This is a genomic window from Taklimakanibacter deserti (genome assembly GCA_003574785.1).
This window is the reverse complement of sequence record QORU01000011.1, coordinates 102,090-117,445: the sequence shown is the minus strand read 5'-3', so window position 1 is coordinate 117,445 and position 15,356 is coordinate 102,090. Positions and strand designations below refer to the sequence as shown.

At 63.9% G+C, this 15,356-nt stretch carries 18 protein-coding genes and 1 riboswitch; of the genes, 13 read left to right on the top strand and 5 right to left on the bottom strand.

From position 1 onward, the window contains the following. Positions 1-77: 77 nt before the first annotated feature. From DS839_RS22925 to DS839_RS22915, 3 genes are all read right to left on the bottom strand, one after another. A complete protein-coding gene (locus tag DS839_RS22925; protein ID WP_119272812.1) occupies positions 78-1,025 on the bottom strand; it encodes a substrate-binding domain-containing protein in 948 nt (315 codons plus the stop codon). Between the two features lie 133 nt (positions 1,026-1,158). Beyond that, positions 1,159-2,214, bottom strand: a complete 1,056-nt coding sequence (locus DS839_RS22920; RefSeq protein WP_119272811.1) for a hypothetical protein — start codon at positions 2,212-2,214, stop codon at positions 1,159-1,161. A 4-nt stretch (positions 2,215-2,218) separates the two neighbouring features. Beyond that, complete coding sequence (locus tag DS839_RS22915) at positions 2,219-3,238, bottom strand: LacI family DNA-binding transcriptional regulator (RefSeq protein ID WP_368911847.1); 1,020 nt, start codon at positions 3,236-3,238, stop codon at positions 2,219-2,221. A gap of 200 nt (positions 3,239-3,438) precedes the next feature. Between DS839_RS22915 and DS839_RS22910 the strand changes: the two genes are divergently transcribed. From DS839_RS22910 to DS839_RS22855, 12 genes are all read left to right on the top strand, one after another. After that, a complete protein-coding gene (locus tag DS839_RS22910; protein WP_119272810.1) occupies positions 3,439-4,518 on the top strand; it encodes a fatty acid desaturase family protein in 1,080 nt (359 codons plus the stop codon). A gap of 8 nt (positions 4,519-4,526) precedes the next feature. After that, a complete protein-coding gene (locus tag DS839_RS22905) occupies positions 4,527-4,844 on the top strand; it encodes a MocE family 2Fe-2S type ferredoxin (RefSeq protein WP_119272971.1) in 318 nt (105 codons plus the stop codon). A 9-nt stretch (positions 4,845-4,853) separates the two neighbouring features. After that, entirely contained in the window at positions 4,854-6,074 is a 1,221-nt protein-coding gene (locus tag DS839_RS22900) for an NAD(P)/FAD-dependent oxidoreductase (protein WP_368911846.1), read from the top strand. A 10-nt stretch (positions 6,075-6,084) separates the two neighbouring features. After that, on the top strand, positions 6,085-6,894 hold the full coding sequence (locus DS839_RS22895; protein ID WP_119272809.1) for a 3-methyl-2-oxobutanoate hydroxymethyltransferase: 810 nt from the start codon (positions 6,085-6,087) through the stop codon (positions 6,892-6,894). 44 nt (positions 6,895-6,938) lie between these two features. Further along, positions 6,939-8,015 carry a Gfo/Idh/MocA family protein gene (locus DS839_RS22890; protein ID WP_119272808.1) on the top strand — a complete coding sequence of 359 codons (1,077 nt, stop codon included), beginning with the start codon at positions 6,939-6,941 and terminating at the stop codon, positions 8,013-8,015. Beyond that, entirely contained in the window at positions 8,012-9,148 is a 1,137-nt protein-coding gene (locus tag DS839_RS22885) for a Gfo/Idh/MocA family protein (protein WP_119272807.1), read from the top strand. Before DS839_RS22890 ends, DS839_RS22885 begins: the two co-directional genes overlap by 4 nt. 48 nt (positions 9,149-9,196) lie before the next feature. After that, a riboswitch (TPP riboswitch) is annotated at positions 9,197-9,308 on the top strand. Then, positions 9,299-9,910 carry a YkoF family thiamine/hydroxymethylpyrimidine-binding protein gene (locus DS839_RS22880; RefSeq protein ID WP_119272806.1) on the top strand — a complete coding sequence of 204 codons (612 nt, stop codon included), beginning with the start codon at positions 9,299-9,301 and terminating at the stop codon, positions 9,908-9,910. Its footprint overlaps the riboswitch before it by 10 nt. Positions 9,911-9,918: 8 nt before the next feature. Next, positions 9,919-10,503: an ECF transporter S component gene (locus DS839_RS22875; RefSeq protein ID WP_119272805.1), complete on the top strand. Its 585-nt coding sequence runs from the start codon at positions 9,919-9,921 to the stop codon at positions 10,501-10,503. A gap of 25 nt (positions 10,504-10,528) precedes the next feature. Next, on the top strand, positions 10,529-12,130 hold the full coding sequence (locus DS839_RS22870; protein ID WP_162918740.1) for an ABC transporter ATP-binding protein: 1,602 nt from the start codon (positions 10,529-10,531) through the stop codon (positions 12,128-12,130). After that, positions 12,124-12,858, top strand: coding sequence for an energy-coupling factor transporter transmembrane component T family protein (locus tag DS839_RS22865; protein WP_119272803.1), 735 nt, complete (start codon positions 12,124-12,126; stop codon positions 12,856-12,858). The genes DS839_RS22870 and DS839_RS22865 overlap by 7 nt, the downstream gene beginning before the upstream one ends. A gap of 65 nt (positions 12,859-12,923) precedes the next feature. Next, the gene (locus DS839_RS22860; RefSeq protein ID WP_119272802.1) at positions 12,924-13,382 is read left to right on the top strand and encodes a RidA family protein; all 459 of its coding nucleotides are present in this window, start codon (positions 12,924-12,926) and stop codon (positions 13,380-13,382) included. A gap of 66 nt (positions 13,383-13,448) precedes the next feature. After that, positions 13,449-14,015 (top strand): alpha-ketoglutarate-dependent dioxygenase AlkB, encoded by a 567-nt coding sequence (locus tag DS839_RS22855; protein WP_119272969.1) that lies wholly within the window; start codon positions 13,449-13,451, stop codon positions 14,013-14,015. On the opposite strand, the gene DS839_RS22850 is transcribed toward DS839_RS22855, so the two are convergent. Beyond that, complete coding sequence (locus DS839_RS22850; protein ID WP_119272801.1) at positions 14,012-14,209, bottom strand: hypothetical protein; 198 nt, start codon at positions 14,207-14,209, stop codon at positions 14,012-14,014. The genes DS839_RS22855 and DS839_RS22850 overlap by 4 nt on opposite strands. A 136-nt stretch (positions 14,210-14,345) precedes the next feature. Between DS839_RS22850 and DS839_RS22845 the strand changes: the two genes are divergently transcribed. Then, the gene (locus DS839_RS22845) at positions 14,346-14,699 is read left to right on the top strand and encodes a hypothetical protein (RefSeq protein WP_119272800.1); all 354 of its coding nucleotides are present in this window, start codon (positions 14,346-14,348) and stop codon (positions 14,697-14,699) included. On the opposite strand, the gene DS839_RS22840 is transcribed toward DS839_RS22845, so the two are convergent. Beyond that, positions 14,659-15,303: a flavodoxin family protein gene (locus DS839_RS22840; protein ID WP_368911845.1), complete on the bottom strand. Its 645-nt coding sequence runs from the start codon at positions 15,301-15,303 to the stop codon at positions 14,659-14,661. The two genes, DS839_RS22845 and DS839_RS22840, sit on opposite strands and share 41 nt — an antisense overlap. Positions 15,304-15,356 lie beyond the last annotated feature (53 nt).

The following is a 15,356-nucleotide window of genomic DNA, read 5'->3' as shown; positions in this document are numbered from 1 at the left end:
CCAGGCCGGGTAGCCACCTTCCCCGCAAGGGGGAAGGATAAGGATGGCGAGATGCGCTTGCGGACTTTCAGCCAACACTACTTGCCGGAGAGGATCTTGTCATAGACCTCGGCCGTGTCCTTCTCATAGAGGGCGCCGGTGATGATGTTGAAGCCGGGCGGGATCTTGCTCGACGCCATGGCGGCCATGGACAGCGCCATGTAGCTCGTCGCCTGCGGGTCCTGCCATTGCGCGGCATTCACATAGCCGGTGAGCACTTCCTGCGTGGTCTCGGTCGAGTTGCCCCAGCCTACCACCGGAATCTCGCCGGCCTTGACGCCGACCTGGTCGAAGACGCGCTTGATGCTGCCGGTCACGAGATCGCCGAGCCCGATGATCGCCTTGATCTTGGCGCGGTTGGCGGTCAGGTAGTCCGACATGCGGGTGATGATCTCCGCCTGATCGAGCGTGGCGTCGGTGATCTCCCAGGTGATGTTGAGCGGCTTGAAGACGCTCGATATGCCTTCCTCTTCCTGCACGCCATAGGTTGCGCCCGGCACCTCGACCGGCATCCAGACGAAGTCGCCCGATTTCACCAAACCCTTGTCGACCAGATATTGCGCCCAGTTGCGGCCGAAAGTGACGTTGTCGCCGCCGACATAGGCATCGAAGCTCGCTTTCGGATCGGGCGTATTGAAATTGATGATCGGAATGCCGGCGTCATTCGCTTCCTTGGCGACCGCGACCAGGCTGCCGGGATCGGGGCTGGTGGTGACGATGCCGTCGGCCTTGGCGGCAATGGCGGCGCGTACCGCTTCCTGATGCGCCGGCACATCGCCATTGTGGAAGGAGGTGTTCACCGTGTTGCCGGTGTCCTCGGCCCATTGCTTGGCACCGGCGAGGAAATAGGTCCAGACCGGATCGGCGGGCGATCCATGCGATATCCAATAGAATGTCTTCTTGGCCTCGGCCGAGACGCTCGAGGCCAGCCCCAGGCTCAGCGCCACCAGTGCGGCACTGAGACAGACCATTATTCGCTTCAGCATTTCATCCTCCCACTAATGTTGCGCACTTATCTTTTGGGTGGCCGGGTCAAGCCCGGCCATGAACTCAAAATGCTATTTGAGCCGCATCATTTTGATGATGGTAGGAGGAAGCGGAAGCGCGAGTCAAGGCGCGTCAGAGGAAGCCGGCGAGGAAGGGCACCTTGCGTGTGTCGCCGCTCGCATCGGTGAGGGTGATCTCGCCATTGCCAAGAGCGATGTCGCTGACCGCGGTCCAGTTCGCCGGCACCGGGATGGCGCCCAGCGCATAGCGGACCGTGACCTTGCCCTTGCCGAGCGCCACGCCCGCAAGCCCGTCCTCGGGATCCTCGATCAGATGGTGGTCGAGCGATGCCTCCTCGATGCCGATCACCGCCCGGTGGCGGCCGTTCCATGGCGCGTAGTTGCGTCCGCCATTGCTCATCCACAGGGCCGTATGCGGCAGGACGGTCGCATCCTTGAGCGCGAAGAACAGAAAGCCATCGGCCTTGGCGAGCGCCGCCGACCAGCCGAGCTTCGTGCCCGGCCTTTCACTCATGATGATGAAGTCCTCATGTCCCTGATCGAAGGGATAGAGGCTCGCATCGCTGATGCCGCCATCGGCGCGCTTGACCTTGGCCAGGGACGCGAAGCGCTGCGGATAGAGAAGCACCGAGCGGCCGCGCTTCGGATCGGTCTCGAGCGCCTTGCCGAGCGTGAAGCCCGAGGCTTTGCGTGAAAAGCTCAAGCGCGCGCCGCCCGGCACATGGATCATGGCGTGATGCGCCACGGGAATGGCGCCGGCGCCGCCCTCGAAGACATGGCTTTGATAGACGATCGGGTGATGGGGGCAGAGCGTCAGATGCTTGACGAGGCGCGCGCCTTCGACCGCCTCGCGCAAAGCATATGTCGTGGTGACGGCGCCGTCACCTGCGCGGTCGCTGCCGGCCTTTTCCCATGTGCCATTGGCGGCCCAGCCATGGATCGGAATGTCGGCCTTCGTCCGGCCGAAAGGCGCGCAGAAGAAATCACCGGCAAGGCGGCTTTCGACGGGCGCCACACCATCGGGCAGGGCTTCGCCGGAGCGGACCCAGGGGGCGCGATGCAGGGGCCGCAAATCCTTCGCTCCTTCGCAATTGATCACGAGATCGTCGATGATGCCGCTCTCGGGCCGGAAGGCGAGGGAGATCCCCTCGGTGCTCATAGTGTCCATGCGCTCAGCTTTCATTGGGGATGTTTTCGCGGAAGACCGATTGTATGCGGATCGTGGCGGTGGAAATATCATCTTCGCCGCGCACCGCGCGAACGAGGCGGTCGACGACCTCGCGCGCCTCGACACGGGCGTTCTGGTCGATCGCCACATCCATGACGCCGGTCAGGAGATATTGGCGCGTGTCCTCGGTCAAATCGTGGCCGACGAAGACGACGGACTTGTCGCGCTGGCGTTCGATCAAGGCGCGGGCAATGCCGTCCTGGCCGGCGCCGATGCAATAGATGGCGCTGAGGTCGGGATGCTCATCGAGAAGGGAGCGCGTCTCGCGATAGGCGCGGTTCGCATCCTCGCGCACCTCGCGCGCCGCGACGATGCGCAATTGCGGGAAATTCTCCTGCAATATGTGACGGAAGCCCATCTCGCGCTCCTCATGGCCGCGATAGGCGAGGGCGCCGGCGAGCATCGCCACCTTGCCGGCGGAGCCCGCAACGAAACGGCCAATGAGATAGCCGGCGAGCCGTCCGGCGGCGCGGTTGTCGATGCCGACATAATTCACGCGCCCGACATGGCTGATGTCGGAGACGAGCGTCATCACCACGGTGCCTTGCGCGATGAGCTTGCGCACCGCCTCGCGCACCGCCGGACTGTCGAGGCCGATCAGCCCGACGCCCTGGCACACGGTGCGCAGATTGGCGAGCCGGGCGGCGATCTCTTCCGGCTCGATGCCGCCCAGGCGATGGATCTGGATGTCGACATCGCCGCGCGCGCCGACCTGCTTCTCGATATGCCGGGCAAGATCGGAGATGAAAGCATTGCTGCCGCCGGGAAGGACGAAATCGAGACTGACCTTCCTGATCGCGGCGAGCGCCGATTTCTCACCCGAAAGCTCGGCCATCACGGCAAGCACATGGGCGCGGGTATGGTCCTGGACGCCCGGACGCTGGTTGACCACCCGGTCGACCGTCGCCTTGGAGACGCGGGCGGCGCGGGCAATCTCATCCAGCTTGGGTCGCTCTTTGGCCAAGGCGGTCCTTTCGATTCGCTGAAGCTAGCGGGGTGATAGGACAATGGTCAAGAAAAACCTCAAAATGAGGTTTTATCCGGGCTGATTGGTCGTAATGTCCCTTGAACCTGCCCAATTCGAATGCTATCCTCAAAATGACGCATCAAAATGATGTCATAGAGCGGGTCCGGGGGCGGACCACAAGGGTGAATGAGGTGCCGATGACACCCTCAGCACGCGATTACAGCCTGATCGGCAGGGATTCGGCACTGGCTGAGGAAAACGGCCTGTCGGCGGCCGAATGGTATGCCTGTCCGATCCCGCGCAAGGCGCTCAAGGAATTGATGAAGCGGTCCGACGGACCGGCTTTGCGCGACACGGTGATATGGTTTGCGGCTTTGCTTTCGTCCGCGGCCGGGGGCGTTTATTTCTGGGGCAGCTGGTGGGCCGTGCCGTTCTTCCTTGTCTATGGCGTCCTCTATGGCTCATCGAGCGACAGCCGCTGGCATGAGGCTGGACATGGCACGGCCTTCAAGACGCGCTGGATGAACGACGTCGTCTATCACATTGCGAGCTTCATGATCCTGCGCGAGCCGACGGTGTGGCGCTGGAGCCATACGCGCCATCACACCGACACGATCATCGTCGGGCGCGATCCGGAGATCGCCGTGCCGCGCCCGCCCGACGTGACGGGGCTCCTGCTCAATGTCTTCGCCATCAAGAGCAGCCTGCGCACCATCCGGCATCTGTTCATCCATGCGGCGGGGCGCCTCACCGCCGAGGAGCAAACCTTCATCCCCGAGATGGAGCGCTGGAAGGTCACTCTCGTGGCGCGCATCTATCTCGCCATCTTTGCCGCCGTCATCGCGGCCTGTTTGTGGATGGGAAGCCTCCTGCCGGCAATGCTGGTCGGGCTTCCGACCTTCTATGGCGGCTTCATGACCATCTTCTTCGGCCTGACCCAGCATGCGGGCCTTGCCGAGGACGTGCTCGACCATCGGCTCAATACGCGCACCGTCTATATGAACCCGCTGTTCCGCTTCCTCTATTGGAACATGAACTACCATGTCGAGCATCACATGTTCCCGATGGTGCCCTATCATGCGCTGCCCAAATTGCACGACGCGATCAAAGACGATTGCCCGGCACCTTATCCGAGCACCATCGCCGCCTATCGCGAGATCATCCCCACCATCCTGCGGCAGATCCGCGAGCCCCAATATCACGTGGTGCGGCAATTGCCGTCCGGCGCCAAGTCCGTTCCCTATAATTTCGGCACCGTGCTGAGACCTGCGGAGTGACATTCATCATGGGAGATCAATGGATCGATGCTGGCAGCGCCGAGGACATTGACCCGGAGGATGTCGTCCGCTTCGATCATGACGGGCGCACCTTCGCCGTCTACCGCACCGAGGACGACCGCTACTTCGCCACCGACGGTCTGTGCACGCATGAGAAAGTGCATCTTTCAGGCGGGCTGGTGATGGGCACGATCATCGAATGCCCGAAGCACAATGGCCGCTTCGACTACACCACCGGCAAGGCCAAGGGCGCGCCGGTCTGCGTCGATCTCGCCACCTATCCGGTGAAGGTCGATGGCGGCCGGCTCTTCATCAAGCTCGGCTGAGACTTGAACGTGTCGGATCGCGGCATGGTCATCATCGGGGCAGGGGAATGCGGCGGCAGGGCCGCGGTCGCCTTGCGCGAGCAGGGCTGGACGGGCGCCATCACGCTCATCGGCGCGGAAGAGCATGCGCCCTATGAACGCCCGCCTCTGTCGAAAACCTTCCTGACCGATGATGGTCCGGAGGCCTGCCAGTGCAATGCGGATGCGGCGCGCTTCCAAGAGCTGGCGATCGACCATCGCCGGTCGCGCCGCGCGGTCGCCATCGAGCGGACAGATCGCACGATCCGTCTCGATGACGGTGCGACCGTTCCCTATCACCGGCTGCTGCTCGCGACCGGGGCGCAAGCCCGGCCGCTCACCGTCCCGGGCGGCGCGGCGGCGCTCACCTTGCGCCATCATGGGGATGCGCTGCGGTTGCGCGCGGATCTCACGAAAGGCAGTCGCGTGACCATCATCGGCGGCGGCTTCATCGGCCTCGAGCTTGCGGCAAGCGCCGTGCAGCGCGGCGCCTTTGTCACCGTGATCGAGCTTGCGCCACGGCTCCTGTCGCGGAACGTGCCGGCCGACATCGCCGCCATCGTCGAGGCCAGGCATCGCGCCGCCGGCGTCGTCTTCCATTTCGGTGTCGCGGTCGAGAAGATCGGTCTGGACGGCAAGGTGACATTATCGACTGGTGAAACGATCGCCGGCGACATCGTGATCGCCGGCGTCGGCGCTCGTCCCGATATTGCGCTTGCCGAGCAGGCGGGCCTCGCGATCGACAATGGGATCGCGACCGATGCCTGCCTTCGCACCAGCGATGAGATGATCTTCGCCGCGGGAGATTGCGCCGCCGCGACGCATCCGCTGTTCGGCGGCCGGCGCCTCAGGCTCGAATCCTGGCGCAATGCGCTGGAGCAAGGGGCGCTCGCGGCCCGCAACATGCTGGACCAGCAGTTGAGCCAGACGGCGGTGCCGTGGTTCTGGTCGGATCAATATGAAATCTGCCTGCAGATTGCCGGTCTGCCCGACAGCGGTGCGACGACGATCGCGCGCGCCGTGCCGGATGCGGTGCTCAATTTCCATCTCGACGCCACGGGAAAGCTCGTCGCCGCCAGCGCAATAGGGCCTGTGGGCGCGATCGCCAAGGACATCAAGATCGCCGAGCTGCTCATCGCGAGGCAGTGCCGGCCGGATCCGCAAGTCCTTGCCGAACCGTCCTATCGGCTCAAATCCCTGCTCGCCGCCTAGGAAGGACCTCATGAAATCCGCACAGGCCACCGTCGCCGATCTCCTTGCGCTCAAGGGCAAGCGGCAGCTCAGCAAGCTCAGGGTCGAATCGCTCGATGAAGCGGAAGCGGCAAGCCTCGCCGGCATCGACATGCTTTCAGTGCCGCCCGAGATCATCGAGCAGCCGAGGTTTCGCGCTGTGTGTCCGACACCCTTTGCCGTCGCCGGCCTCGAGCCCGGACTCTATGTGACCGAGGAAGACTATCTGCGCGCCGCCTTCCGGTTCCTCAAGCTCGGCGCCAATGCGGTCTATTGCGGGGCGAGCCTCGCCATCGTCAGGCGGCTGCGCGATGAGGGCATTCCGGTCGTCGGCCATGTCGGCCTCATCCCGTCGCGGCGCACCTGGACAGGCGGATTCCGGGCAGTGGGCAAGAGCTGTGAACAGGCCTTGGAAGTGTGGCGGCAGACCAAGGCGCTCGAAGAAGCGGGTGCCTTCGCCGCCGAGATCGAGGTGGTGCCGCCCGACGTGGCGGAAGCGATCTCGCGGCGCACCCGGCTGCTCATGATATCGATGGGCGCCGGCGGGAAATGCGACGCGCAATATCTCTTCGCCATGGATGTGCTCGGCAGCCATGACGGACATTATCCGCGTCATTCCAAGGTCTATCGCGACTTCCTCGGCGAGAACCGGCGCCTGCAGCAAGAGCGGGTATCGGCTTTCCGCGAATATGCGCATGACGTCGGAAGCGGCGCCTTCCCGGCGGAGAAGCATCTGGTTGCCATGAATTCCGGAGAATTCAGCCGCTTCATGGAGGAGCTTGGGAAGATTCCGGAGATTTGAGTCTGCGCCGTCTGGCGTGCAGAATGAGGGGAAGGGAGGACGATATGACCAGATGGCGCGTGGCGGGAATCAATTTCGACCATATGCATATGGGCGACCTGTTGAGAGAAGTGTTCAACCATCCCGATGCGGAGATCGCCGGCATCTATGACCCGACGCCCGGGCGCATGGCATCGGCGATCGCCAATTTCAACATCCCCGACGACCGGGTGTTCACCGATCTCGACGAGTGTCTCGAGAAGAGCAATCCCGATCTCGCCGTCATCTGTGCTGCGACCGCGGCGCATGCCGATCACGTCGAAAGGGTGGCGAAGCACAAGGTCCATGTGCTGGTGGAGAAGCCCTTCGCGGCCTCGATCGCGGAAGCCGACCGCATGATCCAGGCGATGAAAGCGGCCGGACGGAAGCTTGCCATCAACTGGCCGCTCGCCTGGTATCCGTGCCATGTCACCACCAAGCGGCTGATCGATGAGGGCGCCATCGGCAGTGTCGTCGAGGTGCATTACTATGACGGCAATCGCGGGCCGCTCTATCACCTCGCCGACAAGGTCGAGGTGACGGCCGAAGAGGTGGAGGCGGCGAAGCCAGAGTCGTGGTGGTACAAGCGCGCCTCGGGCGGCGGCAGCCTGCTCGATTATCTGGGCTATGGCGTGACGCTCGGCACCTGGTTCCTCGATGGCGACCAGCCGATCGAGGTCACCAGCGTCGTCGACGAGACGCCCGGCATCGAGGTCGACCAGCATTCGGTCACCGTCTGCCGCTATGTGCGCGGCCTGTCGAAATTCGAGACGCGCTGGGGCACCTTCTCCGATCCCTGGACGCAGCAGCCGCAGCCCAAATGCGGCTTCGTCGTGATGGGGACCAACGGCACGCTGTCGAGCTATGACTACGAGCCCATCGTCACCATCCAGACGCGCGAGCAGCCGGCGCATCGGGCGGTCGCGGCGGACGTGCTGCCGGCGGGCCGGCGGGCGCCGATCGAATATATGCTCGACTGCATCGCCAATGACAGGGAAGTCACCGGACCTTTGTCGCCGGCTTTGTCCCGCATCGGCCAGCAGATCACCGACAGCGCCGTGCTCTCGGCGCGCGAGAAACGCACCGTGGCGCTCCTGCCATGAGCGAAACCCCCAGCGAAGACGCCTATGCGCTGGCAACCGCGCCCGTGAAAATCGTCGCGGCGCCGGAGCTTCCCTATCGGCCGCCGCGCGCGAGGAGCTACAGGCCGGGGATTGCGCTCATCGGGGCCGGCGGCATCTCCTTCGCCCATCTCGATGCCTATCGCAAAGCGGGACTCGATGTCCGCGTCATCTGCAACCGCACGCTCAGCAAGGCCGAGGCGCGGCGCGATCAGTATTTTCCCGAAGCCGAGGCGACGAGCGATTTCGCCCAAATCCTCAGGCGGCCCGATATCGACATCGTCGACATCACCACCCATCCGCGCGAGCGCTATGGCATGATCGAATCAGCGCTCGGTGCGGGAAAGCATGTGCTGTCGCAGAAGCCTTTCGTGCTCGATCTCGACCAGGGCTGGCGCCTGGTCCGGCTCGCCGACGATGAGGGCGTCAAGCTCGCCGTCAACCAGAATGGCCGCTGGGCGCCGCATCTCTCCTATATGCGGGAAGCCGTGCGCGCCGGCCTCATCGGCGATCTCATCTCCTGCCATGTGGCCATCCACTGGAACCATGGCTGGATCAAGGGAACGCCCTTCGAGGCGATCGACGATCTCGTCTTCTATGATTTCGCCATCCACTGGTTCGACTTCCTCGCGAGCCTGATCGGCGATGGCGCGCGCTCGGTCTTCGCCTTGCGCGGACAGGCGGCGGGGCAAGAGGTCAAGCCGCCGCTCCTGGCCTCGGCTCTGGTCCAGTTCGACAAGGGCCAGGCCTCGCTCATCTTCGATGGCGCAACACCTTACGGGCCGCAGGACCGCACCTATGTCGCCGGCACGAAGGGCAGCCTTCTGAGCGTCGGGCCCAATCTCGGCGAGCAGAAGGTCGAGCTCTACACCGAAGCCGGGGTCGCCGCGCCCAGCCTCACGGGGAGCTGGTTCAATGACGGCTTCCATGGCGCGATGGCTGAGCTCATTTGCGCCATCGAGGACGGACGCGAGCCGCTGAACGGGGGGCGTGGCAATCTCGCGAGCCTCGCTCTGGCCTTCGCCGCCATCGCCTCGGCGCATAGGGGTGTTCCGGTCAGGCCGGGCGACATCAGGCGTCTCGATGCGGCCGGCGCACTCCAGCATATCGCATAGCTCATGCATTTCCGGCTTGCGTAAGAGAAGCGATCGGGACTAAAAGGCGTCATTCCACAGGGGTGCTCCGTAACGCCGGGGCTGAGATGCGGACGACATGTTCGCGGACCCTCAAGCTGATCTGGATAATACCAGCGGAGCGAGGTGACGATGTTTTCCGGCGCACAGATTTCCCTCTATCCCATGTCCGATGATTTCATCGGCATCATCCTCGGCGCCATCAAGGCGCTCGACCCCTATCGGCCGCATTTCCGCATCGAGACCGACGATGTCTCCACACTGATCGTAGGTCCGCCGGAACAGCTCTTTCCGGCGATGCGCGACCTCTTCGTCGCCGCGGCGCAAACCGGCGCGCATTGCGTGCTGTCGGCGACCGTGTCGCGCGGCTGTCCGGGCGAGCCCGACGATCCGATCTGCACGCCGCAAAACGATATGAGCTCGGCCTTGCCGCTCTCAGACCGCATCGATGCGGCGCGCGAAGCCGTTGCCGCGGCGCCGTGGACGGGCCAGGCGATCGCGGCCCAGTTCTCGCTTTATCCGCTCGGTGTCGGCCACCATATGGACGAGATCTATGGCTGCATCGATTTCCTGAAAAACTCGGGCGTGTTCGACCGGCCGAAGAATTTCTGCACCAGGCTCAAGGGCGATGCCGGTCCCGTCTTCGCCACGCTTGCCGAGGCGTTCCTGCGCTTCGGGGCGCCAGAAGGCCATGTGACGCTCGATCTCACCGTCTCCGCCAACAGCCCCAGCGCTAAAGTGTGAGGTATGCCATGAACAGCCGCTTCCATTGGTCCTTGCGTGAAATCCTGATCGTCGCCGTGCTCGGCGCGGTCTTCGGCGTGCTCTATCTCGGCTGGGTGCAGGTCTGGCTCATCGCCCAGGCGATCTTCGGCGCCGTCACCATGGATGTGGTGATGGGCTTCTGGTTCATCGTCTCGATCATCGCCGCCGCCATCATCAGGAAGCCCGGCGTCGCCATCATCTCAGAAATGCTGGCGGCGGCGACCGAGATCCTGCTCGGCAGCCCGGCCGGCCTCATGCTGCTGCTCTCGGGCTTCATCCAGGGGGCCGGCGCCGAGGTCGTCTTCGCAGCGACAGGCTGGCGCAACTACCGCCTGCCGGTGCTGATGGCGGCGGGTATCGGGGCGGCGATCTTCTCCTTCGTCTATACCTGGGTCCTCTTCAACTACGGCGCGCTGGCGCCCGGACTCCTCATCGCCATGTTCGCCTTGCGCTGCCTGAGCGGCGCGCTTCTCGGCGGGCTCCTCGGCCATGTGATCGTCGAGGCGCTCTATCGCACCGGTGTCCTCAACGGCCTCACGATCGACCATGACCGAAGGCTGCAGCGCGCCTAACGAGGTCGCCGCGTCGTGGCGAAACGTGGTTGTTCGGTATCCTTACGCGCAACGCGATGCCGTCGGTCCCGTCAGTTTCGATCTGAAGCGCGGCGAGCGACTTCTGCTCCTCGGCAGCTCAGGCTCCGGCAAGTCGACGCTGCTCAACACGCTCAATGGACTCGTGCCGCAGACGATCCCGGCCGAACGCCAGGGAGATATCCGGCTCGGTGACGAGGATGTCGCGACGCGCGCGCCGGCCGGTTGGGCGTCGGAGATCGCGCGGTTCTTCCAGAATGCGGAAGAGACCTTGTGCGGCATGCGCGTCGAGGACGAGATCGCCTTCGCGCTCGAAAATCGCGGGGTTCCGGAGAATGAGATCGCCACGCGCGTGAGGGCAGCCTTGCGGCTCGTCGACCTGCCGGAGCATTGGCTGGGGCGCCGCTCGGCGACTCTATCGGGCGGCGAGAAGCAACTGGTGGCGCTCGCCGCCTGCTTCGCGCAGGAAGCGCCGATCTTCGTGGCGGACGAGCCAACGGCGCATCTGGCGCCGGCTGTGGCGGCGCGCCTGCATCGCCTCCTGATGGACCGGCACGAGGAGCGCAGCGTATTCCTGGTCGATCACCGGCTCGACGGGCTCATCACCTCGCTCGACCGTGTCGTCATATTGGATGCATCGGGCCGGATCCTGGCCCAAGGTCCACCGGCTTCGGTGTTCCGGACGCATCGCACGCGGCTCGAGGAGCTTGGCGTCTGGTTGCCGCTGGCCGTAGCCCTCGACGGCGAGCTGGAGAAGGCCGGACTTGCGCCAAAGGCCCCGCCGCTCACCTTGAAGGCGGCGCTCGACGGCGTCGATGCCGAGAAGGCCATGCCGGTGGTCAAGACCTTCGTCGCGCAGCATGTGGCGCGAAACGCATTGGCACCGGCGGGTGAAAGGGTGGCACGGCTGGTCCATGCCGATTGCGCGCCGCTTTACGGACCGACTGTGCTCGATGATATCTCGCTCGCCATCCAGGCTGGCGAAATCCTCGGCATATTGGGCGCCAATGGCGCGGGAAAATCGACGCTGGGCGCGAGCCTCGCCGGCCTGTTGAAGCTCAAGGCCGGCAGGCGCGAGGGCAGGCCTGCGGGCATCGCCTTCCAGAATCCGGAGAACCAGTTCATCTCAGGGTCGGTCGGCGACGAGATCGCGGCGGCTTTGCCGCGCGGCCTCGACCGGACGGAGCAGCGCGTGGACCAGCTTCTCCATGAGTTCGACCTCGCCTCTTTGCGGCATCAGCATCCCTTCGAATTGTCGCAAGGCCAGAAGCGGCGCCTGTCGCTCGCGTCATTGACCGCGGCGGGCCAATGGCCGCTCTTCGTCCTCGATGAGCCGACGGCGGGCCTCGATGCCAAGGGCGCCAAAATGGTCGTCAGGCTGATCGAGCGGCTGGCGCAAGCGGGCCATGCGGTTGCCATCATCACCCATGACATGGATTTGGCCTTGAGACTCTGCCCGCGCTCGGTCATCCTCGCTCATGGCCGCATCATCGCCGATGGCACAACCGCCGATCACCTGAGCGATCCGGATCTCCTGGCGCAGGCCGGACTCGCCCCGCCCGCGATCGCGCCGGCGCTCCACTGGCTCAGGCAGCATGCGCCATGCTGAGCACACTCCATCCCTTGCCCAAGCTCGTGATCTGCCTTCTGTGGATCGTGATGGCCATCCTGATGTTCGATGCCTGGTTCCAGCTCGCCGCCATCCTGCTCTGCGTCGCGGCGCTCATCGTGCTCGAAGGAAAGCCACCGCTCCTGGTTCTAGGCTTGATGGTGCCCTTCGCGCTGTTCGGCTTCGGCTTCCTGACGACGAGCGTGCTGTTCCGGGTGGATAGCGATTTTGCCCTCCATGCGGCGGAGCAATCGCCGTTCGCCTCGCAGGCCTTCTCGGCGGGGATCGTACTATTTCTACGCGCGATCGCCTGCGGCATGATATCGGCGGTCTTCGTGCTCACCACCGATCCCGGCCATTTCATCAAGGCGCTGATGGCGGACTGGAAGCTGTCGCCACGCATCGGCTATTCGCTGTTCTCGGCCTTGCAGCTCGTGCCCGACCTCGCAAGCGAGCTCAGGCAGATCCGCATCGCCCGCGCCATGAAACGCGGCAAGCCGCCCTCCGCCTTCATCTATCCTCAAGAGCTCGTCACCTTGTTCATTCCGCTCCTCGCCTATGCGATCCGCCGCGCCGGGCGTGCGGCGATCGCCATGGAAGCGCGCGGACTGGGCGCAGGGCAGGCGCGGACCATTCTTGCCGCACCTCGCCTCGGCCGGCGGGATGCCGTGTTTGCCGGCATCGCCCTCGGCCTCCTCATTGTTGCTTTGGCGATCACGCTCATATGAACCAAAGGCGTCGCGAACCGTTTTCGTGACGCATGGTGAAATTTCCCCTTGCCCTGGAGACAAAGATGATCCTCACGACATACAGGAAGTTCAAAGGCGATCGCTTGATGCCATGGGGCAAAGCCACGGTGGTCAGCGGTGCCAAAGGATATGTCTTCCTTTCCGGCAATACGGCCACCACGGAGGATTACGATCCCTCGACCCGGCGCGGCGGCGCTGTCGGCGACCCGGTCATGCAATGGCGCGCGATACTTGCGAACATCAAGGCGGATCTGGAGGAAGTCGGCAGCTCGCTCGAGCATCTGATCAAGCTGACATTCTATGTCAAAGGGCCGTTTCCCGATGGCGGCGTTCTCAGCTCACCCAATTTCCGTCTCGATGTGATGGATGAATTTTTCGCGGAACATTGCCCGAAGCACTGCAGCTACAACAATCCGCCCCCGTCAGAGGTGATCGGCGTCGCTGCCCTGGCGCAGCCGGATCTCGTAATCGAGCTCGTTGCCATCGCCGCTTTGCCGGACTGAGAAGGCGACTCACATCTTTCATCCGGGCTCATGGCTTCCCACATAAGGGCCTGGTGCTTCGACACAATGACTGAAACCTTAAGCCTCTTTCCACCGACGCTCGGTGGCCCGTCAGGGTTGCGTTATCAGCCGGACTTCATCTCCTCCGCCGAAGAGGAGGGGCTCATCGCACATGTCCGCGAGCTGCCGCTCGTGCCCTTCCAGTTCGGCGCCTATGAGGGCAAGCGCCGGGTCGCCTCCTTCGGCTGGCGCTATGACTATGGCGAGCGCAAGCTGCACAAGGCCGAAGATATTCCGGAATGGCTTGCGCCTTTCATCGCCAGGGTCGAAGCCTTCGCCGGTCCGGCGAGCGGCCCCATCCGGCAAGTCCTCGCCACCGAATATGATGAAGGGGTGGGGATCGGCTGGCATCGCGACAAGCCGCATTTCGACGAGGTCTTCGGCCTGTCGCTCAAGTCGGAATGCAAGTTCCGCTTCCGCCGCCAAGCGGGAAGCTCATGGGAGCGCTTTACGCTTACGGCCGAGCCAAGGTCGCTCTATATGATGACGGGCGAGGCCCGGAGCCAATGGGAGCATAGTATCCCCGCCGTCGAGGCCCAGCGTTATTCCATCACCTTTCGCACCATGCGCTAATGCGCTTGCTCATTGCGTAGGATCTCCTGGCGCAAGCGCTTTTCGACGAGCTTGTCCAGGCGCTCGGCGATGGAGGTGAGATTGAGATAGCCATCGACAATGATGCCGTTCCGGTCGGCTCCCCCAACGACAGCGCTACCGAAGCCAACATCCTCGATGATCGTCAGCAGGTCACTTTTGGTTATCGTTTGCATGAACGCCCTCTCCCATAAGGGCGGACTTCCAACGCGCAACTGTTCATTCGGTTCCATCCAAGGGCATGGAACTTGATGGGAACTTTCGCCGCAAGCCGCTCTTGATTCCAGGCAGGCAACCAAGAAAGCCAATGCCATGCCGAAGACGACGAATCCGCGAAAGACCGAGCTTCATCTCTACCGGCTGGAGCCCTCAGGCCCGATGCGCGACCGCGACGAATGGGCGGCGAGCACGGTCAAGGAGACCTGCTTCGTCTGGGCGACGAGCGCGCAGGAGGCGCGCACCATGGTGGAGGTCGAGACGCGCACCCGCCAATCGCAGTCGCAGACCAAGCTGCCTTTCTTTTCGCCCTGGTCGAGCAGCAGCTTCACCACATGCGAAGAGGTGGTGCCGGGGGCCAAGGCCAGCTCCTATCCGGCGGGCATGGTTTTTACCGAAAACGGTCCGATCAAAGAGGCGTCGGGCCCTCAGCACCGGCAGGAGCCGTGAGACCGTCACGTCCGCCTGAAGCAGTCCGAGGGCCGATGAAGAATGTGCGCGCCTTCTCGATCGCCGCCTTGTCGGCCGTGACATCGCCAGGGCGATTGCCATAGCCCAGGAGGACGCCGCCGAAATTCATCTTCATATAGTCGGCGGTGATGGCGAGCGTGCCGACGAGCGGGTCGGCGCGCGACTGATCCTCATCGGATATGGCGGAGACGCCCCACAGTGTCCTGCCCGCCATGCGCGCCTTGAAGTCGGCACCCGGCACGCGCAGCCAGCCGCTCCAGTAGTCGAGATAGAGCTTGGCGCTGGCGGGCACGCTGTACCAATAGAGCGGGACAATGAAGACGAGATCGGTCGCGGCAAGCGTCGCCTCGAAGAGGGTCCGCTCATTGCCCTGGGGCTCGGGATAGACACCGATCGAATGACGGATGTCCTCGAAGGGCGCCAGCGGCAGATCCGCCAGATGCAGCCATTGCTGCGCGGTGCCGGGACTTAGATATTCGGCCGCCTTGCGGGCGAGCCACTCGCTGTTGCCGTCGCGCCGGGCGCTGGCGCTGAGGAAAGTGAAGTGCCGTTTGGCGGCGGGGATGACGGCGTCCTGGGCCAAGGGTCTCTCCTGCGGTTGGAGGTAGTCATCCTCACTTAACCGGCGGCCCGGCG